The organism is Tunicatimonas pelagia, from assembly GCF_030506325.1.
In the GTDB taxonomy this organism is placed as follows: domain Bacteria; phylum Bacteroidota; class Bacteroidia; order Cytophagales; family Cyclobacteriaceae; genus Tunicatimonas; species Tunicatimonas pelagia.
This window is the reverse complement of record NZ_CP120683.1, coordinates 7,007,707-7,031,109: the sequence shown is the minus strand read 5'-3', so window position 1 is coordinate 7,031,109 and position 23,403 is coordinate 7,007,707. Positions and strand designations below refer to the sequence as shown.

General features: G+C 44.5%; 20 protein-coding genes. 13 read left to right on the top strand and 7 right to left on the bottom strand.

The window, feature by feature from the left end:
* The first annotated feature begins 14 nt into the window (after nt 1-14).
* Complete coding sequence (locus tag P0M28_RS29805; RefSeq protein WP_302207164.1) at nt 15-1,610, top strand: glycoside hydrolase family 10-like protein; 1,596 nt, start codon at nt 15-17, stop codon at nt 1,608-1,610.
* A gap of 60 nt (nt 1,611-1,670) precedes the next feature.
* Here the strand turns inward: P0M28_RS29805 and P0M28_RS29800 are convergent, their stop codons facing one another.
* Nucleotides 1,671-3,626: a S9 family peptidase gene (locus tag P0M28_RS29800; RefSeq protein WP_302207163.1), complete on the bottom strand. Its 1,956-nt coding sequence runs from the start codon at nt 3,624-3,626 to the stop codon at nt 1,671-1,673.
* Between the two features lie 172 nt (nt 3,627-3,798).
* On the opposite strand from P0M28_RS29800, the gene P0M28_RS29795 reads away from it, so the two are divergent.
* Nucleotides 3,799-4,713 carry a TIM barrel protein gene (locus P0M28_RS29795; protein ID WP_302207162.1) on the top strand — a complete coding sequence of 305 codons (915 nt, stop codon included), beginning with the start codon at nt 3,799-3,801 and terminating at the stop codon, nt 4,711-4,713.
* Between the two features lie 37 nt (nt 4,714-4,750).
* Here P0M28_RS29795 and P0M28_RS29790 read toward each other — a convergent pair whose 3' ends face one another.
* Nucleotides 4,751-5,557 carry a hypothetical protein gene (locus tag P0M28_RS29790; protein WP_302207161.1) on the bottom strand — a complete coding sequence of 269 codons (807 nt, stop codon included), beginning with the start codon at nt 5,555-5,557 and terminating at the stop codon, nt 4,751-4,753.
* Nucleotides 5,558-5,708: 151 nt separating this feature from the next.
* Here P0M28_RS29790 and P0M28_RS29785 point away from each other — a divergent pair, with 151 nt between their 5' ends.
* Nucleotides 5,709-6,365, top strand: a complete 657-nt coding sequence (locus P0M28_RS29785) for a DUF92 domain-containing protein (protein ID WP_302207160.1) — start codon at nt 5,709-5,711, stop codon at nt 6,363-6,365.
* Here the strand turns inward: P0M28_RS29785 and P0M28_RS29780 are convergent.
* Nucleotides 6,355-8,004: a M1 family metallopeptidase gene (locus tag P0M28_RS29780; RefSeq protein ID WP_302207159.1), complete on the bottom strand. Its 1,650-nt coding sequence runs from the start codon at nt 8,002-8,004 to the stop codon at nt 6,355-6,357. The two genes, P0M28_RS29785 and P0M28_RS29780, sit on opposite strands and share 11 nt — an antisense overlap.
* 83 nt (nt 8,005-8,087) lie before the next feature.
* Here P0M28_RS29780 and P0M28_RS29775 point away from each other — a divergent pair, with 83 nt between their 5' ends.
* The gene (locus P0M28_RS29775; RefSeq protein ID WP_302207158.1) at nt 8,088-8,684 is read left to right on the top strand and encodes a TlpA family protein disulfide reductase; all 597 of its coding nucleotides are present in this window, start codon (nt 8,088-8,090) and stop codon (nt 8,682-8,684) included.
* 2 nt (nt 8,685-8,686) lie between these two features.
* Here the strand turns inward: P0M28_RS29775 and P0M28_RS29770 are convergent, their stop codons facing one another.
* Together P0M28_RS29770 and P0M28_RS29765 are read right to left on the bottom strand one after the other, a co-directional pair.
* Nucleotides 8,687-10,069: an alanine/glycine:cation symporter family protein gene (locus P0M28_RS29770; RefSeq protein ID WP_302207157.1), complete on the bottom strand. Its 1,383-nt coding sequence runs from the start codon at nt 10,067-10,069 to the stop codon at nt 8,687-8,689.
* A 69-nt stretch (nt 10,070-10,138) separates the two neighbouring features.
* Nucleotides 10,139-10,588 (bottom strand): DUF7832 domain-containing protein, encoded by a 450-nt coding sequence (locus P0M28_RS29765; protein ID WP_302207156.1) that lies wholly within the window; start codon nt 10,586-10,588, stop codon nt 10,139-10,141.
* A gap of 116 nt (nt 10,589-10,704) precedes the next feature.
* Between P0M28_RS29765 and P0M28_RS29760 the strand changes: the two genes are divergently transcribed.
* A complete protein-coding gene (locus P0M28_RS29760; protein ID WP_302207155.1) occupies nt 10,705-11,217 on the top strand; it encodes an adenine phosphoribosyltransferase in 513 nt (170 codons plus the stop codon).
* On the opposite strand, the gene P0M28_RS29755 is transcribed toward P0M28_RS29760, so the two are convergent.
* Nucleotides 11,214-11,915, bottom strand: coding sequence for an SDR family NAD(P)-dependent oxidoreductase (locus P0M28_RS29755; RefSeq protein ID WP_302207154.1), 702 nt, complete (start codon nt 11,913-11,915; stop codon nt 11,214-11,216). The two genes, P0M28_RS29760 and P0M28_RS29755, sit on opposite strands and share 4 nt — an antisense overlap.
* Before the next feature lie 325 nt (nt 11,916-12,240).
* Between P0M28_RS29755 and P0M28_RS29750 the strand changes: the two genes are divergently transcribed.
* The 8 genes from P0M28_RS29750 (at nt 12,241) to P0M28_RS29715 (ending at nt 21,676) form a co-directional block, all read left to right on the top strand.
* Nucleotides 12,241-14,169, top strand: a complete 1,929-nt coding sequence (locus P0M28_RS29750) for a PrkA family serine protein kinase (protein WP_302207153.1) — start codon at nt 12,241-12,243, stop codon at nt 14,167-14,169.
* 127 nt (nt 14,170-14,296) lie between these two features.
* Nucleotides 14,297-15,580, top strand: a complete 1,284-nt coding sequence (locus P0M28_RS29745; RefSeq protein ID WP_302207152.1) for a YeaH/YhbH family protein — start codon at nt 14,297-14,299, stop codon at nt 15,578-15,580.
* Between the two features lie 148 nt (nt 15,581-15,728).
* Nucleotides 15,729-17,237 carry a SpoVR family protein gene (locus P0M28_RS29740; RefSeq protein WP_302207151.1) on the top strand — a complete coding sequence of 503 codons (1,509 nt, stop codon included), beginning with the start codon at nt 15,729-15,731 and terminating at the stop codon, nt 17,235-17,237.
* A 42-nt stretch (nt 17,238-17,279) separates the two neighbouring features.
* Nucleotides 17,280-17,942 (top strand): HAD family hydrolase, encoded by a 663-nt coding sequence (locus P0M28_RS29735; protein ID WP_302207150.1) that lies wholly within the window; start codon nt 17,280-17,282, stop codon nt 17,940-17,942.
* Nucleotides 17,939-19,165, top strand: coding sequence for a site-2 protease family protein (locus P0M28_RS29730; protein ID WP_302207149.1), 1,227 nt, complete (start codon nt 17,939-17,941; stop codon nt 19,163-19,165). Before P0M28_RS29735 ends, P0M28_RS29730 begins: the two co-directional genes overlap by 4 nt.
* A 62-nt stretch (nt 19,166-19,227) precedes the next feature.
* Complete coding sequence (locus P0M28_RS29725; protein WP_302207148.1) at nt 19,228-19,437, top strand: Kazal-type serine protease inhibitor family protein; 210 nt, start codon at nt 19,228-19,230, stop codon at nt 19,435-19,437.
* Between the two features lie 105 nt (nt 19,438-19,542).
* Complete coding sequence (mpgS, locus tag P0M28_RS29720) at nt 19,543-20,844, top strand: mannosyl-3-phosphoglycerate synthase (RefSeq protein ID WP_302207147.1); 1,302 nt, start codon at nt 19,543-19,545, stop codon at nt 20,842-20,844.
* A 1-nt stretch (nt 20,845) separates the two neighbouring features.
* Nucleotides 20,846-21,676 carry an HAD-IIB family hydrolase gene (locus P0M28_RS29715; RefSeq protein WP_302207146.1) on the top strand — a complete coding sequence of 277 codons (831 nt, stop codon included), beginning with the start codon at nt 20,846-20,848 and terminating at the stop codon, nt 21,674-21,676.
* Here the strand turns inward: P0M28_RS29715 and P0M28_RS29710 are convergent.
* Complete coding sequence (locus P0M28_RS29710; protein WP_302207145.1) at nt 21,659-23,275, bottom strand: ATP-dependent DNA ligase; 1,617 nt, start codon at nt 23,273-23,275, stop codon at nt 21,659-21,661. The genes P0M28_RS29715 and P0M28_RS29710 overlap by 18 nt on opposite strands.
* Nucleotides 23,276-23,403 lie beyond the last annotated feature (128 nt).

Sequence of the window (23,403 nt, the reverse complement as noted above, 5' to 3'; positions counted from 1 at the left end):
GAGACGTCAACTATATGGTTCAATTCTGCTTATTTTTTCAACTAATATTCCGATACATTATTTTTTTTTATCGAGTGCTTTTTTCTTCTTATTCAATTGCTTCACTCATCTTTCTGGTAACAGTTAGTCTTTCGGGCTACTCTCAAAACTATCCGCCTAAGCGGGAGTTTCGGGGAGTATGGGTGGCAACAGTGGGTAACATTGACTGGCCTTCTTCCACCAGCTTGACTACGGAAGAGCAGCAGCGCGAATTCATCGAACTGGTTGCCTTTCACAAGGCTAATGGCATGAACGCGCTTATTGTGCAGATACGTCCCAGTGCCGATGCGCTTTATCAGTCAAATTACGAACCTTGGTCACAGTGGCTGACGGGAGTAGAGGGGCGAAGCCCGAATCCTATCTATGACCCTTTAGAATTTATGATTGGCGAATGCCGTAGGCAGCAGATGGAATTTCACGCCTGGATCAATCCGTTTCGAGCTATTTTTAACTATCTGAAGGGTGATATTAGTGAACAGCATATCTTCTTCGATCACCCCGAGTGGGTGGTTCCCTACGGCAAACACAGCTACCTTGATCCTGGTTTGCCAGAAGTACGCCAGCACGTGCTGAACGTAGTGATGGATGTAGTAAATCGCTATGACATTGACGGCGTTCATTTTGACGATTATTTTTATCCGTATCGCATTGATAGCCTGTCGTTTTTAGATGAGACCAGCTTCATCCGTTACGGCGAGCAATTTGATACGATAGCTGATTGGCGAAGAGACAACGTGAACCAGTTTATACAATCGGTACACGATAGCATTGAAGCAGTAAAACCGGAGATTCGCTTTGGTATAAGTCCCTTTGGGGTATGGCGGAATGCGGAAGATGATCCTTTGGGCTCCGACAGTCGAGCAGCTCAAACCAGTTACGACGATCTTTACGCTGATGTAATTACTTGGTTGAAAAATGGCTGGATTGATTACGTAGCTCCTCAGTTATACTTCGGAATTGGGTTTGAGCTGGCTGATTATCAGAAGCTACTGGATTGGTGGGTGAAAAATACCTACGGGCGTCAGCTCTACATTGGTCATGCCACCTACAAAATTGGACTACCCGAAGATTCGCTTTGGAGTAACCCCTATCAAATTATTGATCAAATTTCTCTAAACCGGAAAAGCTTTCAAGTGGATGGCAGTGTATTTTTCAGTGCTCGTTCATTTAAAGAAAATCCCTTAGGTATTAATGACCACTTGCGGAGCGGAAGTTTTAAGTACCCAGCCCTAATACCTACCATGCCTTGGCACCGAAGCAAACGACCAAATCCGCCCCAAAATCTTGTCATTGCCCGAAAAAGATCAGAAGTGCTAATGCAGTGGCAGCCTGATATCCATCAAGACGTTTGCTATTACGTAGTTTATGGGGCTGAGGGCGATGAGCCACCCAATATTAGCGACCCGACTACCATTATTGCTAAAAGCTATTATCCGCAGCTAACATTTAAAGAAGGAGCGCGCGAAGGAATCTTCAGGAAAAAACATACTTTCGTGGTTACCACCGTAAATAGAAACCACGATGAGAGTGTTATAAGCCTCCCGGTTCAGATCCGACTCTTCAATAATTGATGAATAGGGGAAAATTGACAGTAGATAATGAATGAACTGTCCTCTATCAACTATCCATTGTCAATTATCACCTCTATTGTAGGCGGTTGGTTCTCCCGAATTACTGCGAAGGTGCTGGTTTAAAAATTCCAGGATGGCCTGATACCCTTTAATCTGATTTTCTTTTTTTACAAAGCCGTGTCCCTCGTCTTCAAACACCACGTACTCTACCGGAACATCATTGGCCTTCACGGCTTCTACAATTTCATCAGACTCTACCTGTAGCACTCTAGGATCATTAGCCCCCTGTAGTACCATCAGCGGTTTGGTAATTTGGTCGGCAAAGAATAGCGGAGATTTATCGTACAAAGCCGCTGAATCAATTTCGGGGTTTCCCATTTCGGCAAACAGCGATTCGCGGGCCGCTCCCCACCAAGGAGGAATGCTCTGTAGGGTTCGTAGCCAATTAGCTACCCCGAAAATATCTACTCCAACTTTAAATTCTTCCGGAGTGAACGCTAGACCAGCCAACGTCATATAACCGCCATAACTGCCGCCCATAATCCCAATTTTCTCAGCATCAACGTAATCCAGTTTAGCTAAATAATCTTTTGCAGCTACGCAATCTTTTAGATCTACGTCACCGTGCTTTTGGTTATCGGCCATTTCAAATGATTTTCCGTAACCACTACTGCCTCGGTTGTTCACCGCAAATATGGTGTAGCCATGGTTAACCAGGTACTGCATTAAGGCGTTGTAATTCAGTCGGGATTGCCCGCCCGGACCACCGTGAATCCATAACATTGCCGGAGATAGACTATCGGCTGAAGCTATTTTGGGTTTATACAGTAGGGCCGGAATCTCCAAGCCATCGTAGGAGTTGTAGCGAACTACCTCGCCCGCCACCAAATGGCTCTGTTCAATTTCTGGGTTTAGCGTATTCGTTAGCCGTTGATAGGTTTCAGTATCAAAATTATAAACGTAGAGGTCGCTAGGAGAAGTAGAACTGTTAATGTAAAAAGACATTAATCGCTCGCTATCGGATATATTCACCGAAGTAATTTCACCGGCGGGCATATTGGGTAATTTTACTTCAGATCCCGTCTCTTGATTGTAAATTGCAATTTTAGTGCGAGCATCTTCATTCGTTGCTACTACCTGGTATTTGCCGTTTCGGGATTCGTATGCGTACCAAATGTCCCAATTAGCCTCCCGAACTTTTTCCATTTCGCCCGTAGCCAAATCAAGTCGGCTCAGATAGGCGTATTCACTATTTTTATCGGCTAAGAAGTAAAGATACTTACCATCGTGACTAAAGTACTGGGGCGAATAAGCTACGGTATCTTCCGCATCGTTAATCATCTCAGTGGTACCCGTTTCTACGTTGTACAAATACATATTCACTTTTTGCCGAGTGATAGGTTCTGTCAGCGATACTAGTTTTTTATCTTCAGAAATAGCCGCCGGGTAAAACTGCCCGGGGTTTTCAAACACTAATTTGGGTTGGTAGGTGGCGGTATTGTTTTCAATGGCATCGATCTGGCTAATTTCTAGCTCATATAAATCAAAAGCCTGGGGGTTACGCTGGTTAGAAGTGTAAAAAAAGCTTTGTTGGTCGTAGCTCCAGCCATAGAACTGAGCTTTGGCGGTTGAATCGGGAGTTAAGTCAGTAGTCTCTCCGCTCAGGTTTTTCACATATAAGTGATTAATCTCATTTCCCCCTTGGTCGCTGGTGAACAAAATACGCTCATCTTCTGGAAAGTAAGAAATAGCAAACACCGATTCGCTGTCTGAACTAGTAAGCTGCTGAGTATCCCCGCTATCTACCGGAATTTCGTAGGCGTTAAAGATTCCGGTTTTTTTGCTGGAGTACATAATCTTACTTTCGTCGGGCGAGAAGGCGCTTCCCCCAATTTGCTCGGTATTGAGAAACTGTTCAATGGTGTAAGCCGGAATTTCTTCCAGTTCGGCAACGGGGGCTTGGCAGGCAAATCCAAGAAAAGAGACTACTATTGTAGCGAACCAAATAATTTTCATAGCATAGGTAGGGTTTAATTAAACCTAAACTACACCATTTGATTGACTAATGCATTTTTGTTAGCAATTAAAGTGTATTGCCTCGTGATTTTATGAGTAATGCTCTCGAGTATCATTTTTAAAATTGTATTTTTAGCACTAGTTATCATTACTATTCAAACAACCTAATCATATGAAAAGAAGAGACTTTATGAAAACGAGTGCTTTAGCTACCGGGGCGGGTGCTTTGTCAGCTACTGCTTTTGCCCAACCGATTATGCCGCCCGAAAAACGATCCTTTCAAATGAAATATGCTCCTCACTTTGGGATGTTTAAAAGCCACGCAGGAGAGGATGTAATCGACCAGCTTAACTTTATGGCCGATGCTGGGTTTGAGGCGCTGGAAGATAATGGCATGATGAAGCGTCCGGTAGAGATGCAGGAAAAAATTGGTCAGACCCTGAGTGACCGAAATATGGAAATGGGGGTGTTTGTTATTGATAAAGGTGGCAATGGGGCTAATACCTTAGCGGCTGGTAAACAAGAGCACATTGATATTTTTTTAGATGGCTGCCGAAGGGCAGTAGATGTGGCTAAGCGTTGCAACGCTACTTGGATGACCGTAGTACCCGGTAATTATCAGCGAGACATCCCCATCGGGATTCAAACGGCTAACGTAATTGAGGCACTACGCCAGGCCGCTGATATCTTTGAACCGCACGGCTTAGTGATGGTGTTAGAGCCGTTAAGTGACAATCCTGACTTATTTCTTCGCTATTCCGACCAGACGTACCTAATTTGTAAAGGAGTGAACAGCCCCGCCTGTAAAATTTTGTACGATGTTTATCATATGCAGAAAAATGAGGGACACGTAATTCGTAATATTGATCTTACCTGGGATGAAATCGCGTATTTTCAGATTGGGGATAATCCGGGACGAAAAGAGCCAACTACCGGAGAAATTAATTACAAAAATGTATTCAAATTTATCCACGAAAAGGGGTATCGCGGAATTATGGGGATGGAGCACGGAAACTCTATGCCGGGCAAAGAAGGGGAAATTAAGCTGATTGAAGCCTACGCTCAAGTAGATAACTTTGATATGTAAAAAAAGCTGTACACTAGTACAGCTTTTGAAAATATTTTTAGCGCGGAATAAGGGTTAGCTCAGCATTGGAGCGCAGTAGTTTGTATTGATGCGTTCCGTTGCCATTGGCGAGCGAAAATTCCTCATTGGCTTCATCTTCTTCGAACTGACCTTGTTGAAGAATTTGTACTTCGCTACCTGCCTTTTGATAAGAAACTTCGTAATTAATGGGTTCGGAGCCTTCCAGATACCATACCGATACTAAATAAGAAGTATTTTGGTCAACATTGCCAATTACCACTTGTTCAAACCCGTTGGTATTATCGCTAATCAATACCCTGCTGTTTGGAAGTTCTACTACTAAGTCCATGTCAGAAGATGTTTGCTGATCCCATCTTAGGTTTAGTTCGTACTCATTTTCTTCAACCCGATGCTGATAGATACGCTCGCTAGCAGTAGTACTTAGTAGAGCATTGCCTTCCAGAATACCCGTAAGGGTAATAGACAGGGCTTCCGGCTCACTCTCAAAATCAAAGTCTTCTAGTAGCTCAAAGTCAATAAAAGCCTCAGTTTCGCCGGGAGGAATTAGTAGTGGTGATTCAGTTAATAGGCGAACATCTCCTCGTTGCGTATTAGTAGCAAAAGTAACATTTCCACTGACTGAAAAGCTAACCAGGGTATTGCCTTCTTGGGGTTCGTCTAAGTACACTCGCACTTGCTGGAAGCCACTTCCTTCCAAACTACTTGCTTCAGTAATTGAAAACTGAACCACTGAGGCCGGCAAACCGAAATTGTTGGTATCTACATCATCTTGGCACGAAAGTAATGCACCACAAACTAAAGATACGTAAATTGAATTTTTCATAATTATGAATGAAATTTATACAAATATATTCATAATTTATATTAGAATTATTATAATGTAAGTTTGGTAACACTTTTCAATTTTTACCAGAATAATCCATAACGTGCTGATTAGTAGTATTTATGTGTATTTGATGATTGGTATAGCAAGTTTGCTAGCAATTATCTCACGAAAGATAGACCTCCCGGGAGGGATAGTAGGAGGGATCGTTACTTCACTTTTGTTTGCCAGTAGCAATTTTTTAGGAATATTGTTAATTGCTACATTTTTTGTGACAGGTACTCTGGCAAGCCTCTATAAAATTCGGCACAAAACCGAACTAGCCCTAGCCGAAGCAAACCATAGTAGGCGAGGATGGAAAAATGTGTTGTCTAATAGCGGGGCAGCGGCAGTGGTCGCCCTGCTGAATATACTTTTTCCTACCCTTATTCAGGCTGAATTTCTGATTGCGGTTTGCTTCGCCGTAGCACTATCAGACACACTATCTTCCGAAATGGGTAACGTAACCGGACGCTACTATTTTAATATTCTCTCTTTTCAGTCGGGAAAACGAGGTGATGACGGAGTAGTAAGCTGGGAGGGCTTCGGTTGGGGTTTAGTTGGCAGCAGCATTATAAGCACAATTTACTGGGGCTTTTTTCCGTCGATCTCTAATGTGGTAACAATCGTTTTTATAGGTTTTTTCGGAAATATCGTAGACTCAATACTAGGAGCTACCCTACAACAAAAGGAGTACTTGAGTAATCATGGGGTGAACTTTACTAGCACCGCTGTGGCTACGGTTGCTGCCTGGGTTATTAGTTTTTGATAAGTGGCGTATCGTGCAGGAGCCAGGTAGCCGGATCAAGTACGATTCTATCGACGCGAGAGTTAACGTTTAGGGTAAATGCTTCATCTAACTCATCTATGTACACCGATTTCACCTCAGAAGCTGACCCATTAGCATAGTATACTCCTATCTGCAAGGGAAAGGCGTAGGGTTTACCTGTTTGCGTTTGCTTTACTTTTACTTTGAGCTTCTTGCCACTACTTTTCCAACTGCTCTCTAAAACCGGATAATCAGAGCGGTATAGCCACTGGGAGAAAAACGCCGATAAATCACTATTGGCTTGTTGACTGGCCAAAGCAATAAAATCTTCAGTAGAAGCATTCTGATGTTTATACCGATTAAAAAACTGCTTTAGGATAGTAAAAAATATTTTATCACCCACCTTAGCCCGTAGCATATGCAACACCCAGGCCCCTTTCTGGTACGTATTGGCATTAAGTAATTGAAAGAGATTTGATTCATCCGTATCAACTACTCTGGCTTGGGGCGATTTTAGGTGGTACGTAAAAATACGTTCCTTATCAGCCAGTAAACGAACGTTCATACTATCTCGTCCGTAGGTATGCTCAAAATAGAGGTGAGTGAGGTAGGTTGAAAAGCCTTCACTCAGCCATACATCTGACCAGTTCTTTTCGGAGACGGCATTGCCGAACCACTGATGAGCCACTTCGTGGGCAATAAGCCCTTCGATGGAAGGCTGATCGACAATAACTGATTCATTATAGAAAATAGCGGTAGCGTTTTCCATCCCTCCGTACTGCGTTTTAGATTGCACGTTGGCAATTTTGTGGTAGGGGTAAGAACCTAAAATGCTTTCGTAGAATAATAGAATATTAGCAGTGGGAGTGAACTTCTGGAAACCAACTTCCTTATCTTCCGGGTACAGCCAATTCTCAATAGTTACGGGCTGATCGTTCGGTGGGTATTGCACGGCAAACCTCGCAGCCCCGAATACCATTACCTTGGTGGGAATAGGCTGGGTGATTGCCCAATGACTAAGCTTGTACCGAAGTGGATTTTGACTGTCGGGCAGTAGGTAGCTCTCTTCTAAAAGTTTGCCGTTAGAAATTACTTGGTAGTGAGCAGGAGCGGTAACAACAAACTCGCAAGTGGCTTTATCAGACGGGTGATCGTGAGTAGGTAGCCAGAAGTGTGCCCGGTTGGGCCAGTTGTCACCGAAAAAAGTGCGGTCACCGTATTGATTTTGTTTAATAATCAATCCATCGCTCGGAATACCGTGATACTTAACCCGGAAAGTACCTTCCGCAATAAGTCGGTCGGCTACGGGAATATTTAGGTAGAGAACGTGGTTTTTATGCGTGAATGTTACGGGCTTATTGTTAAAGAGAACCTCATCTATCACCATCCCCCGGGTACCACTGCTATCTAAACCAGCTAAATGCAAAATAAGTGGGGAAGCCTGATTGGGAGGAAGCTTAGCAAAAATACTGGCATCACCCTTAATTTCGTTAGAATTGTCGTGAACAGTCACATTGAAAACATAATGAAGCACATCAATCGTTGAGGCTGGCAGGCTCACTGATTGCGAAAATCCAGGATAGGAAATGATAACGAGTAAGAATATCGTAATCTGCTGGGTACCGAAAATTTTTCCCATCGTGCTTTAATCAGGCGTTGAGCGAAATTAGAAAAGAAAACATAGAATTTGTAAACACATTTAGGTTGGAAGGTACAACAGTGATGAAAAAGATATCCAAATCAAAAATTATTGATCTTATGCTGATTTCCCTGGTAGTGCTGATAGTATTCGTACCCAGCGTACGATTACCACTCATGAGTAACGTACAAAAAGTATTGCTGCATACTGGTTTATTCAATGCTTCAGTTGAAAGCTATCACCCAGATGAAGCGTTTGACTACAATCTGATACTAGATGAAGCGTTTGACTACAATCTGATACTACATGATACGCTCGGGAACCAGATTGATATAGAGGATATGCGGGGAAAAGTACTTTTTATCAATGCTTGGGCTACTTGGTGCCCACCCTGCATAGCTGAAATGCCCGAAATCGCTGAGCTATATAATTTAGTAGGCGATAGGGTAGAATTTTTAATGGTTTCAGTCGATAAAAATCAGCTAAAAGCGAAAGAGTGGATACAACGAGAGGGCTTTCTGGTTCCAGTTTACTTCCCGGAGCAAATGAGCGGTAGTTTACCCTATGAAGCAATACCAACGACTTGGGTTATTGACCGTAACGGGAAAATTGTCTTCCAGCAAACGGGAATGGCACGGTACAATACCGAAGATTTTAAAGAGTTCTTGCTTTCTCTGTAATGCTAAACCACTTTTTTAGGGGTTTCCTGGTGCAATCGGGAAAAATAATCTTTTGCTGCTGCCCGAACTTTGGGAGCCAGCAGTAAGGCCGAAATCATGGTGGGAATAGCCATCAAGGCGTACATACCATCTACCAGATAAATAACCGCCTGTAGCGTAGAAACCGAAGCAATAACAATGGTTGTCACGTAAAAGTAATTAAACCAGCGCGCCCGATGGGCTCCGGCTAAATAAGAAAAAGATTTGGTGCCGTAGTAGGACAGTGTGAATAGAGAAGATAGCGAAAAAAAAGCGACACACAGCAGCAACAAATATCCACCGAACTGATCGCCGGGAAACGCGATATTAAACGCATCAACTGTAAGCGTAATGCCCTCCATGCCGGTCACTTTCCACACATCAGTCACTAAAATTGCTAGAGCCGTCATGGTACAAACCACTAATGTGTCAATGGCGGGGCCGAGCATTGCTACTAAGCCTTCCCGCACTGGCTCCTTTGTCTTAGCTGCTCCGTGTGCCATAGGGGCGGTACCAATGCCGGCCTCGTTAGAGAAAGCTGCCCGCTGGGCACCTACCACAATGATAGACCCAACGGCTCCGCCCAGCATTGAGGTAGCGGTAAACGCATCGGTTACTACCAAGCTGAGCGAGGGCAAAATCTGGCTGGCATTAGCAAATAATATATACACCACCGAAACCACGTAGATAGCGACCATAGCGGGAACCATACGACTGGCTACACGTGCAATTCTTTTAATTCCGCCGAAGATAACAACGGCAACTAATGCGGCTACCAAAAGCCCCAGCGTGAGATTCAGCCCAAAGCTTTCTTGCATTCCCATCGGAAGCAGAACAACATCTTTGATAACTTGCCCCAACTGATTGGCATTTACCATGGGTAGCGGACCCAGAAGTCCGGCTACGCAAAAAAAGATAGCTAAAGGCTTCCATTTTTTTCCTAAGCCTTCCTCTATCACATACATGGGGCCACCCTGCACTTGCCCGGCACTATCTTTACCTCGGTACATAATTGCCAGTGTGCAAGTGAAAAACTTAGTAGCCATCCCCAGAAAAGCACTCACCCACATCCAGAAGAGTGCCCCCGGACCTCCAACGGTGATTGCTACCGCTACTCCGGTAACATTGCCCATACCTACGGTAGCCGCTAAAGCACTGGAAAGGGCTTCAAAGTGACTTATCTCACCCGGATCATTCGGATCGTCGTACTTTCCACGCAGCACATCAATGGCGTGCCCGAAATGGCGAAAGGGGAGAAACCGAGAGTAGAGCATAAAAAAAAGGCCTCCACCCAACAGTAATACTAGTAGGTGAGTGCCCCAGGCTAATGTGCTAAATTGCTTTAAAATACTCTCGACTTGGCTCAACGGATTGGTAGGAATGGTTAACTATAGTGGTGAATATACGGATTCGCCTATTCCTCACCAAACAAAAACTTAGCCCACCAGCTTTTTCCAGTCGCGGTAGCGCACAGAAACGTTCTGGGCAATTTTGTCGTAGTTCTCCCAAGAATCTTTTACATGATACAAAGAGGGAAGATTGCCAGATAGCAAATCTTCATAATCTTTACGATAAAGTCCGCCTCCGTAATAGTAGAAAGTAAATAAGTTGCCCTCTTCGCTGAATAGCTCATGACCCAAATAACCATCCCAAATCTCGCTAAGGATTGTACAAGAAATTTCTCGATTTTTAAATCTAAAGATTTGCGTGTCGGCCTCATCCTCAAAATACTCCGAATACAATTCATTGTCGATAATCCAACCCAGGTACATTCCGATGTGAACGTACGCCTGCTCAATGGGTAAGTCACCAGGAAAGTTTCCTAAAAAGTGGGTCTTGGCATTGTCGTAAATACTTTTTCCCTTTGCGGATACTGATGTGGCCATAATTTTTTTACAACAAATGTAGAGGATTACCGGCGGCGATTTTGTGAAGTTTCAATCAATTTATTACGCTTGTGAAGTTTTACCATATTCCGATAAATCGTACTCAACACCTTGCTATGGAACTAGCTGACTATATTCGTAATGTTGCCGACTTTCCCCAATCCGGTATTACCTACAAAGATATTACTCCGCTTTTGGGGAACGCTGACGCTTTTCAAGAGGCGGTTACTCGACTCAGCAATCCACTGGCTCAGCTAGGGATTCAGAAAGTGGTGGGCATAGAATCGCGCGGATTTATTTTGGGGGCATCATTAGCCAATCGAGTGGGCGCAGGTTTTGTGCCAATTCGCAAAAAAGGAAAGTTGCCCTTTCAGACGTTGCAGCAAGAATACAACCTAGAGTACGGTACTGATTGCCTCGAGATTCATCGAGATGCAATATTACCGGGCGAGAAAGTAGTGATACACGATGATGTGCTGGCTACCGGTGGCACTGCCGCCGCCGCTTGCGAACTAGTGCAGCGTTTGGGTGGGGAAGTGGTGCAGGTTTCTTTTCTGGTGGAGCTATCTTTTCTTAACGGAAAAGAGAAAATCAAGCAGCATCCTATATTCAGCCTAGTTACGTTTTAAGCATTTCCGTAGAGCTTGAGCACGGTTTCTCTTAGTGGGTCACTATCCGAAGAGGCTAAAAAGGCAACTGTTGCAGCCACTTGCTCGGGAGTGACCCAATCGCTAAAGTCAGCATCGGGCATAGATTCCCGGTTGGGTGGTGTATCTAATACGCTAGGCACAATCACCGAACATCGCACTCCGGTTTCAGCCGTGTTCGCGTTGATAATTTCTTCAAGTTTGAATATCAGTGATTTAGAGAGCGCGTAAGATACCATGCTGGCAGCGGCGGAAGGATCAAGTGCCGGTCGGGCTCCTACCAGCACAACATGGCCACCTTGTTCCTGACTACTCATCTGAGCTGATAATTTTTGGCAGCATAGGTAGGCGGTCAAGAAATTTAGTCGGTACATTTTTTCCAAATCAGCGCTACTGGTTTCCGCTAAAGAACCCATCGCAAATCCCCCAACCAGCAGTGCGGCAAAATCAACCTGTCCGTAATTTTTAGTGATATAATCTACCAGACGGCTAACCTCGGCTTCATTACTTACATCGATGGCATATTTCTCAAAGGCAGGGTGGTTGTCAAAATCCGTTGATTCTTCTGGTGTTTGGACAGTACCTACTACCTTAATACCGTCGTTTAAAAGTTGAGTAGTGACTGACTTACCCATATGGCCGGATGCACCGGTTACTAAGGCAATTTTATTTTGTGACATGGGCTAATTTTATTTTTGTGACTCTTGAAATAAGAAGGTGTTTTTTAGAAAAATGTTTACTAAACTATTTCATCTTTAAAAATTTTCAGTATATTAAGCTATCAAATAAAGAATATTCAAGCTAACCTATGCTTGATTAAGCAGCCTTTGCGGTATCCGTGAATACCATAACCTCGCCACAGTCGTTATAAAAGGCCCTCAGTGCAGTAATGAAGAAGTCACTTATCTGCACTACCATCCAACAAGCCATCCAATTACGTCAAAGTCGTTAACGTAATCTGTTTAGTGATTATCAACTTATTTACAAGAGTAATCTTAGAAGGATATGAGTGTACTAGATAAGATAAAAACCAACTACAGCTCTTCGGTCAGCGAAATAACGTTGGCTGAGTACTTAAAGGAGTGTAAGAAAGATGCTGCGATGTACGCCAAACCCTCGGAACGAATTCTGAAGGCCATTGGCGAACCCGAGTTAGTAGATACCCGAGATGATCCCAAACTCAGCCGGATATTTTCTAACAAGGTGATTAAGCGCTACCCGGCTTTCCGGGAGTTTTACGGTATGGAAGATACCATCGATCAGATTGTTTCCTTTTTCCGCTATTCAGCGCAGGGGCTGGAAGAAAAGAAACAGATACTGTATTTGATGGGACCCGTTGGTGGGGGTAAAAGTTCATTAGCCGAAAAGGTTAAGCACTTAATGCAGGAAAACCCGATTTACGTACTAAAAGCCGGAGAAGAGCTTAGCCCGGTCTACGAAAGTCCATTAGGACTGTTTTCCGACTATAAAAAGGAATTGGAATCGGAGTATAATATTCCGTCTCGATACATTCCGGCTTGTATGAGTCCGTGGGCGGCTAAACGTTTGCGCGAGTTCGACGGGGATGTGAACAAATTCAAAGTAGTAAAGCTCTACCCGTCGGTGCAGAACCAGATTGGAATTTCTAAAACCGAACCGGGCGATGAAAACAATCAGGACATTTCCACGCTGGTGGGTAAGGTAGATATTCGTAAGCTAGCCGAATTTCAGCAGAGTGACCCCGATGCGTATTCCTACTCGGGGGCATTGTGTTTGGCCAATCAGGGAGTGATGGAGTTTGTAGAGATGTTTAAATCGCCGATTAAGGTGCTGAACCCACTGCTGACGGCTACTCAGGAGAATAACTATAAAGGTACGGAGCCCATTGGGGCTATTCCTTACGATGGAGTTATTTTGGCGCACTCCAACGAGTCTGAATGGGCGAAATTTGCTAACGATAAAAAGAATGAAGCTTTTCTAGATCGAATCTACAAAGTGCAGGTTCCTTACTGTTTGCGGGTAGACGAAGAAATTAGTATTTACGAAAAACTAATTCGGGAAAGCTCGCTCGATCAGGCACCTTGCGCTCCGCTTACGTTGGAACTGCTGGCTCAGTTTTCGGTAATGACCCGACTGAAAGTACCGGAAAATTCTAGCTTATACTCCAAAATGCGGGTGTACAACGGTGAAACGTTGAAGGAGACTGATCCTAATGCTAAGTCAATTCAGGAGTACCGCGACGACGCTGGGATTAACGAAGGAATGACGGGGGTTTCCACTCGCTTTGCCTTTAAGGTGCTGTCTAAAGTATTTAACTTCGATAACGAAGAATTAGCGGCTAACCCGGTGCATTTGCTCTACGTGCTAGAACAAGAAGTAGTGAAACTAGAGTTAGACGGTGAAACCGAAGAGCGGTACCTGAATATCATTAAATCTATTCTGGCGACAAAGTACGCCGAGTTTATTGCCGACGAAATTCAGAAAGCCTACATTGAATCGTACAGCACCTACGGTCAGAATATCTTTGAGAAGTATGTGATCTACGCTGACTACTGGATTCAGAACAACGACTACCGTGATCCCGATTCGGGCGAAATCTTAGATCGCAGCATCTTGAACGAGGAGCTGGAAAAAATTGAAAAACCGGCGGGAATTGCCAATCCGAAAGATTTTCGGGCCGAAGTAACCAATTTCACATTGCGTTACAAAGCTAATAATGGCGGCGATACCCCGCGTTGGGATTCTTACGAGAAGATTAAAAATGTGATAGAGAAGAAAATCTTTACCAATACCGAAGATTTACTTCCGGTGATCTCCTTCAACGCTAAAAGCAACGAAGAAGACGATCGTAAGCACCAGGATTTTACCCGCCGAATGAATGACCGAGGCTACACCGCCAAGCAAATTCGGATTTTAGTCGACTGGTTTATGCGGGTTCGTAAGACGATGGGGTAGGTAGGAAATATGAGATAAGAAGTGTGAAATATGAAACTAGTCCCGGACTTGTTCCGGGATGAGGGACATGAAAGGGTGAAATTTTGTAGAAGCGTGATTGATCACGCCTTACTTTCAACGAAATTGTATGAGCAATAGTAACATCATTGATCGGCGGAAGAATACGAAAGGCAAGTCCATCAATAACCGCCAGAAGTTTCTGAAGCGGGTGGAAGGGCAGATTCGTAAAGCGATTCCCGATATTCTTAGTCAGGAAAGTATCAAAGACGCTAGTCAGGGGGGGAAAGTGAAGGTGCCGATCAAGGGCGTGAAAGAACCTAGTTTCCACCACGATCCCCGTTCGGGCCGTAAGCAGTACGTGCGCCCCGGCAACGATAAGTTTTCGGAAGGAGATCGAGTGCCTAAGCCCGAAGATGGTGGCCAAGGGCCGGGTCAAGGTAAAGGCTCTAACAGCCCCGGAACAACAGAAGATGACTTTGTGGTAATCTTAAGCCGAGAAGAATTTATTAAGTACTTCTTCGACGATTTGGAGTTACCCAATTTAGTAAAGAAATACATGCAGAGCACGGTGAGCTTCCGTAACCAGCGAGCGGGCTACACTAAAAACAGTATTCCGTCGCGACTCAATATCAAAACCAGTTATCGGCAGTCATTAGCTCGCCAGATTTCCATTCAAGGAGCTTACGATGCTAAAATTAAGAAGCTAGAGCAGCAAGTAGCCCAAGCAAAAGATGCCACGGAGAAAGAACGTTTAACCGAAGAATTGGAGAAATACCGCAAAATGCGGCTCACCATTCCGTTTTTTGATGATGTAGATTTGCGGTATAATCACTACGAACGCGTACCGGAGCCCACCACGGCGGCGGTGATGTTCTGCATTATGGACGTATCGGCCTCCATGGGCTATCACGAAAAAGATATCGCCAAGCGTTTTTTTACGTTGCTCTATATCTTTTTGACCCGGCAGTATCAGAAGGTGGAAATTGTCTTCATTCGCCACCATACCGAAGCGAAGGAGGTAGACGAAGAAGAGTTCTTCAATTCCCGAGAAAGTGGAGGAACAATCGTAGCCCCTTCGCTTAAATTGATGACCAAGATTGCTCGCGAACGTTACTCCGAAAACCGCTGGAACATCTACTGCTGTCAAGCTTCCGACGGCGATGTTTGGTCCAACGGAGATGCCATTGAATGCAGTCAGTTGCTCAAGCAAGAAGTGCTGCCGACCGTTCAGTACATGGCCTACATTGAAATCAAAAACCGGGGACTAGAAGGTTACCTTTGGCACGCCTACAAGCGGCTCCGCAGTCAAGAAAACTTTGCGATGCGAAATATCAACGATGTCAGCCAAATTTGGCCAGTATTCCGAGCTTTGTTTAAGAAGAAAGATTTGGTGGAAGATAAAGCAGCTTAGAACAATGAACAATTGATAATTGACAGTGGAAAGTTGATAATGAGTAATGACTGATGATAACTTAGCAACCAGCAATGACTATGGACTATAGTCGGTGGACTGTGGACTAACAAATAATTGAACCATTCAACAATCGAGCCATCGAGCTATGGATAAAGAAAAGTATAGAGCAATGTTCAGCAATTCCAATTGGGATTTTGCCACGCTTCAGGCGGCGGATGAGATTACCGATTGGGTAGGGAAGGAGTACTTTAAACTGGATACCTATCCTAACCAGATAGAGATTGTCACCTCAGAGCAAATGCTAGATGCTTACGCATTGGTAGGTTTACCCACCACGTATCCGCATTGGAAGTTTGGGAAGGACTTTGTGATGAACCAGAACAGCTACCAGAAGGGAAGAATGGGGCTATCGTACGAGATGGTTATCAACTCCAACCCTTGTGTGAGCTATAATATGGAGAACAACACCACCTGTATGATGGTGCTGGTCATTGCTCACGCCTGCCAGGGACATAACGCCTTTTTCAAGAATAATTACCTATTTAAAGAGTGGACTTCCGCCGAGTCTATTCTAGACTATATGGTGTTTGCTCGCGACTTTGTGGTTCGTTGTGAAGACGAGTTTGGCTGGGAAGAAGTAGAGGGAGTACTGGATGCTTGCCACGCTCTGATGGATTTTGGTGTAGATAAGTATAAGAAGCCTTCTAAACTCTCGTCTGCTAAAGAAGAAGCCCGGCTACGTCGGTTAGCCAAAGTGAAGGCCGAAAACTATAATGATCTACTTCGCACGCTACCGGAGGGGCTTAAAAAGCAAATTGAAGTAACCCAAAAGAAGGCAAAATTCCCGAAGGAACCCGAAGAAAATATTCTTTACTTTATTGAGAAAAATGCTCCCAAGCTACCGGTCTGGAAGCGAGAGCTTATCCGCATCGTTCGTAAAGTAGCCCAGTACTACTATCCGCAGGGAATGACCAAGGTGATGAACGAAGGATTCGCCACGTTTATGCACTACCATATCATCAATAAGCTTTTCGATGAAGGGTACCTAGACGATGGGTTTATGCTGGAGTTTCTCAAAAGCCACAGCGGGGTTATCTATCAGCCACAGTACAATAGTCCGCACTTTTCCGGTCTCAATCCGTATACGTTGGGTTTCAATATTTTTATGGACATTAAGCGAATTTGCCAGGAGCCCACTGATGAAGACCGAAACTGGTTTCCTAACCTGATTGGCAAAGATTGGCTGGAAGAAGTGCACGTAGCAATGGAAAACTTCCGCGATGATAGTTTCATTGCCCAGTACCTTTCACCTAAAGTGATGCGCGATATGCGACTGTTCTCGGTGCTGGACGATGAGGACGAAGAACACTACGAAATTACCTCGATTCATAACGAGCGGGGCTACCGAAAAATACGCGAAGCCCTGAGCAAACAGCACGACCGTTCCAGCCGGGTACCCAACATTCAAGTAGAAAATGTGGATACGCACAAAACCAGCAAACTTACCCTTATCCACAAAATTCAGAACGATCGGCTGCTAGAAGAAGACGAAGCCGAAGAAACCATTCGCCATCTGCGCTACCTCTGGGAGTTTCCCGTAGAACTGCATTCCCGCAACCGGGCTGGCATTGATGAGGACTTTTATGAGTGCTGATTTGTAGCGGCTTGATTAATCACGCCGCTACGGTCATTAGGTTTGGCAAAGCCACAATTTCCCATCATCTTTGCCCGCATGGATTTATCAACAATCGAGAATATTATCTTTGATCTGGGCGGAGTAATTATCAACTTGGATACTAAAGCTACTTTTGATGGCTTTTTGGCTTTAAGTCAGTATACCAACTGGTCGCAAAATACAGTGGATGAAGTAGATTTGTTTCTGGACTATGAGAAAGGAACTATCAGCAGTAAGGAATTCCGGACAGGTATTCGGGAGATGACGGGCAATACAGATTTGTCTGACGAGCAGATTGATGAAATTTGGAACAATATGCTGCTGGATATTCCTCCGGCCCGGCTGGAGTTACTACAGAGCCTATCCGAAAAATATCGCTTATTCGTGCTGAGCAATACCAATGCTATTCATGTTCCGGCTTTTAATCAAATTGTAGAGAACGTAAGCGGTCAGTCATCTATCAATGCCTTTTTCGAGAAAGTATATTTCTCTCATGAAGTAAAAATGCGAAAGCCTGAGCGCGAAATTTATGAATACGTGCTAAACGATGGTCAACTTATACCAGAGGAAACGCTTTTTCTTGATGATAAAACAGAAAATCTGGTAGCGGCTCAGGAGGTTGGTATCCGTACTTTTCAAATCACTCCCGAACAGGATATACTTTCATTCTTCGCTAATCCATGAGAGAACGCTATCGTCGCTGGGGAATCCATTTGCTGCTGTTTCTAATTACACTGACCACTACCACTTTTGCGGGTGCTGAGTGGCAATTCATGCGTTTTGTAGGCTTCGACCAAAACCCAATTACCTGGGAATGGTTTGTGAAAGGTTTCGCCTTTTCGGTACCGTTTCTGGGAGTGCTCACTATTCATGAATTTGGGCATTATTTTACTGCGAAGTGGCATAAAGTAAAAGTCACATTGCCTTACTACATTCCCCTCTGGTTTGGTTTTTTAGGTTGGATTGGGCTGGTCGGCATACCTTCTATTGGCACAATGGGGGCTGTTATTCGCATCAAAGACCATATCAATTCCCGTAAGCAGTTTTTTGATATTGGTATTGCTGGACCACTCGCCGGATTTGTAGCCGCTCTGGCTGTATTATTTTACGGCTTCACGCATCTACCACCGAAGGATTATATTTATGAAATTCATCCTGAGTATCAGTACTTCGGTGATAATTTTGAAGAGGTTGTTTACCAAAAAGACACTTTTTTTCTGACTGAAGATTACGAGCGGCAGTTTGGGTCGGCTCCTACGTTTTGGCCAGATACTATGCGGTTTGGCTCGAGTGATGCCACGTTTGCATTAGGTAGCAATCTGTTGATGACATTTTTTGAGGAGTACGTAGCCCCGGAAGATGATTGGGTGCCCAATGCCTACGAGATTATTCATTACCCCTGGATTTTTGCCGGATATTTGGCTCTATTTTTTACAGCACTCAACCTAATTCCGATCGGGCAACTCGACGGGGGGCACATTCTCTACGGTCTGATTGGTAGCCGATTACATCGTAAAGTATCAGCCGGGCTATTTACCGCTTTCGTGTTTTACTCCGGTTTAGGTACCGTGACACTAGCGGCTTCTTCTGATGTGCTGATGTGGGAGATACCGCTCTATATTGGGTTTTTATATCTCATGTTTTCCCGACTTACCCGCTCAATCCAGACGAACTTAATGGTGGCGGTAGCCGTATTTACCGCTCAGTTTTTTATTTCCTCGTACTTCAATGTGCAGGGATATTTCGGCTGGCTAGTCTTTGCTTTTCTCATCGGGCGAGTGTTGGGTATATACCATCCGGTGACTTTTGTAAATGAGCCACTGTCGCTTACTCGTAAAATTTTGGGTTGGATTGCGCTGGTGGTATTTGTCCTATGTTTTACCCCTAACCCGTTTGGATTCTCCTGACCAGCTCCGAAAGATTACAACCATTCATGGCGTTTCTTGGTCTGGTAGAGTAAAATAGTACCATGAAAAAAATAGCACTTTTGCTGCTGCTTTCTATTCATTTTCTCTCCTGCGAAGAGGAAGATCGCTTTTGCCAAGAAACAAAAGATGGTAGCGGAGCCTGCTACGATGTGTATCGACCAGTTTGCGGATGCAATGGTAAAACATACGGTAACGACTGCGTAGCCGAAAGCTTCGGAATTACCGAATATACTTCGGGAGAATGTGAATAAGGGAAATGGTATCTTCGGAGGATTACTGTTTTGTTAATTCTTCTCAGAAGTTGACCAGTTAGGAAAGAATTGACTATTTTCACGTCTCACCCTTACCTAGAAAATATGAGAATTGAAATACCCCGCGAGGTTGAGCGTTTTGGCCCAATTATGTTTCATGATGTGCAAAAAGTGTACGAACTGGATGCTGGACTAAAGCTTGCCAAAAACGAAGGGAAAGAAAACTCAACAATTGTTCGCCTATCTTACGAATCTGTTAATGCTATTGAACAGCAGATGGTAATTGTAGTGCCAGTAATGGAAGAGCGAATAAAGCTTATTGAAGGAGTACTCTGCGGTATCCCTAATGACTGCCTCACCATTGTGGTTTCTAATAGCCCCCGCGAACCGATTGATCGCTTCTATATTGAGAAGGATGCTATTGAACATGCCGCCCGGTTCATGAATAAAAAAATCCTGGTGGTTCATCAGAAAGATCCGCTGCTAGCCAAAGCCTGTATTGCTTCGGGTTACAAGTATATTCTTGATAAGGAAAATAAGGTAATGAATGGTAAGGCCGAGGGCATGATTCTGGGCACGATTCTGGCTAACCTCACTGGGCGAAAATACATTGGGTTTATTGACTCCGACAACTTCTTTCCGGGGGCAGTACTAGAGTATGTAAAGGAATACTGCGCTGGGTTTTTATTAGCAAAATCGCGCTACTCTATGGTGCGTATCTCCTGGCATAGTAAACCTAAAATTGTGCAGTCTAACTTATTTTTCGCCAAACGGGGCAGGGCTTCCGAATACACCAACCGCATTCTCAATTCTTTAATCAGTCAGTATACTGGCTATGGTACCGAAATTATCAAGACCGGAAACGCCGGAGAGCACGCTATGTCCATGGATTTAGCCGCTAAACTAGACTTTTCGTCAGGCTATTCTATTGAGCCGTACCACTACATTAACATGCTAGAACGCTTCGGAGGCATTGTTGGGAATCCTGAAAAGGATGTGATGAAGAACCGAATTGAACTCTTCCAGATTGAATCGCGTAATCCGCACCTGCACGAAGTGAAGGGCGATGTTCACGTACAAGATATGAGCCGGGCCGCTATGGAAGTAATTTATCGCTCACCTATTTGCCCCGAGTCGCTGAAAAAGGAAATCTTAAATGATTTGTACAACCGTAAGCTTCTTAAAGACGGTGAAAAGCTACCCGAAACCTTATCGTACTATCCGGCTATCTGCAATGCTGATCTGAAAAAGTTTGCTAAAACCTTAGAAAACCATGAATACGCTAAGTATTTGAAGGCTACTGCAGTGAAGAAAGTGAGCAATGAAACTCCCGGGCTTATGCGAGAAAAAATTGTGGATACTGGTGAGCTTCCGCCTGATCAGAACAAAATACTGGAGATGAAATAAGATGAAAACGGTTGTCTTTACAGACCTGGACGGCACGCTACTGAATTTTCAAGATTATTCTTACCAGACGGTTGAACCACTAGTTCATCAACTGCGTCAGGGGAAGATTCCGGTGGTGTTTTGCTCTTCTAAAACCAAAGCCGAGCAACAACACTACCGAAAAGCTCTGCACAATGCTGATCCGTTTATTGTAGAAAATGGAAGTGCTATTTTTGTTCCCGAAGGGTATTTTTCATTCAGCGTAGCCGATAAATTATCAGCGCAACATCAGGTAGTACTAGAAAGTGATTTCGAAGTTATTGTCTTGGGAGAGAAATTCTCAACAGTGAGAGCTGGAATTGAGCAGGCGAGACAGGAAATAGATGTTCAATTATGGGGTTACGCCGATTTATCTCTGGCAGAGATACAAGAAATCATTCAGCTCGATAAGGAATTTGCCCAGCGGGCGGCCACGCGCGATTTTTCGGAAACTTTGTTGACAGGCGACAAATCGGGTGAAGGTTTTCGCCAATTCCAAGATGTGCTGTCTTCACGAGGGTTATCTTGCGTATCGGGTGGAAAGTTTCATACCGTGATGGGGCAGGGTAGTGATAAAGGCAAAGCGGTTCAAGTGCTCACCGAGTTATTCAAGCAGGAGTTTGGTGAGGTACATACGATTGGTCTGGGTGATTCAGCTAATGACTTACCGCTGTTGCGAGCAGTTGACGTTGGCTACTTAGTTCAGAAACCGGATAAAACTTGGTTGGCTACCGATGATGAGCGTATTCAGAAAGTAACAGGAGTGGGACCGCAGGGCTGGGTAAACGTAGCTCAATCACTGATTGCCGTATAAATTTAGCAATTCCTGGAGTTCTACCAGTGTATTGGCTTCCTCTGCCGGTTTGTCGTGCCGTTGCCGCAAAATGCGCGGAAACCGCAACGCTACCCCTGATTTGTGCCGCGATGATTTCTGAATTCCCTCAAACGCGATTTCAAAGACTAGCTCGGGTGTGACTGAACGCACTGGGCCGAACTTTTCCTTGGTATTTCGCTTCACAAAGGCATCTACCTTTCGCATTTCTTCGTCGGTCAATCCTGAGTAAGCTTTGGTGAACGGAACCAGGCGGCGTTGCCCGTCGGATTCGTCCCATACCGCAAAGGTATAATCAGAGTACAAACCCGATCGGCGACCGGTACCTCGTTGAGCGTTAATTAGCACGCCATCGATGGTCAGCGGGTCAACTTTCCACTTCCACCAGTCGCCACGTTTGCGTCCTACTCGGTACGGGCTATCTTTTCGCTTCAGCATAAAGCCTTCCGCCATCAACGAACGTGATTGTTTCCGAATGGATGCTAAAGCCTCCCAACTATCGGCTTCCACGGTATCCGACAGCAAAAAGTACGAAGCTTGTTCGCGAACTGCCTGATGAATTTCTTCTAATTTTTTCCGTCTCTCCGTTATGGGCCAATCCCGAATATCCTTGCCTTCCCACTCCAGCAAGTCGTAGGCTTTCAGCACCACTGGAGCCTTTTTTAGTATTGCTTTGGAGACATTTTTTCGTCCGATACGGGTTTGCAGCACCGCGAATGGTAAAATCTGCCCCTCAGCATAAGGAAGTATTTCGCCGTCAATAACGGTTCCCGAAGGTAAATCCAGCGCAAACCCAGCCAGTTCCGGAAACTTATCGGTGACTAGCTCTTCTCCTCTCGACCATACGTAGTGATTCTCTTCTCGCACTACTACCTGCGCCCGAATGCCGTCCCACTTCCATTCCACTTGCCACTCATCTACCGAACCTAAATCTTCTACCTCGTCGGTAGTCACCGGATGCGCCAGAAAGAAAGGGTAGGGGCGAGAGAGGTTGTCTTCCCGGCTTTCTTCCAGCACCAGCGAATCAAACGAGACTTTATTGGGGTTCCAGTCGCCCATCAGTCGGTGAGCCACTATGGTTTTATCCAGATTAGCTTGTTCGGCTAACGCCCGAATAGCCAGGGCTTGCGAAATTCCGATGCGGAAGCTGCTGGTCATCAGTTTAGTGAATACAAACTTTTCGGGCTGGGTCATCTGCTGCCAAGCGGCAATTACTCGTGCTTTTTTCTCATCTTCCTCTAGTTTAGCCAATCCTTGCAAATAATCAATCCAGTAGGCTAGGGGCTGATCTTGGGTTTGGGTAGGAGGGGGCAGTAGTAGTGAAATGGTCTCCGCCAAATCGCCTACAAAAGAGTACGATTCCCGGAAGAGCCACTCCGGTAAACCCGCTAATTCCATCGTCCAGGTTTTTAGTAACGTAGAGTTTACCGGTCGCTTAGGACGTTTATGGCTGAAAAAGGCAATCGTCCAAAGCTTATCCCGATCCGGGGCCGTAGCGAAATACTCCCGTAATAAAGCAACTTTATCGTTGGTTTTATTGGTCTGATCGAGCTGAACAAATAGGTCGGCAAACTGCTTCATAATCAGAAAATCCAACTTGTGAAACTAGGAAATGTTTTGTATCTCGGAAGCCGACAACCTTATTACAAATTAAAAAATTGCAAATTACTGATTGCCCTTTGTGCAATTCTTCATTTGCAATTTTTCAA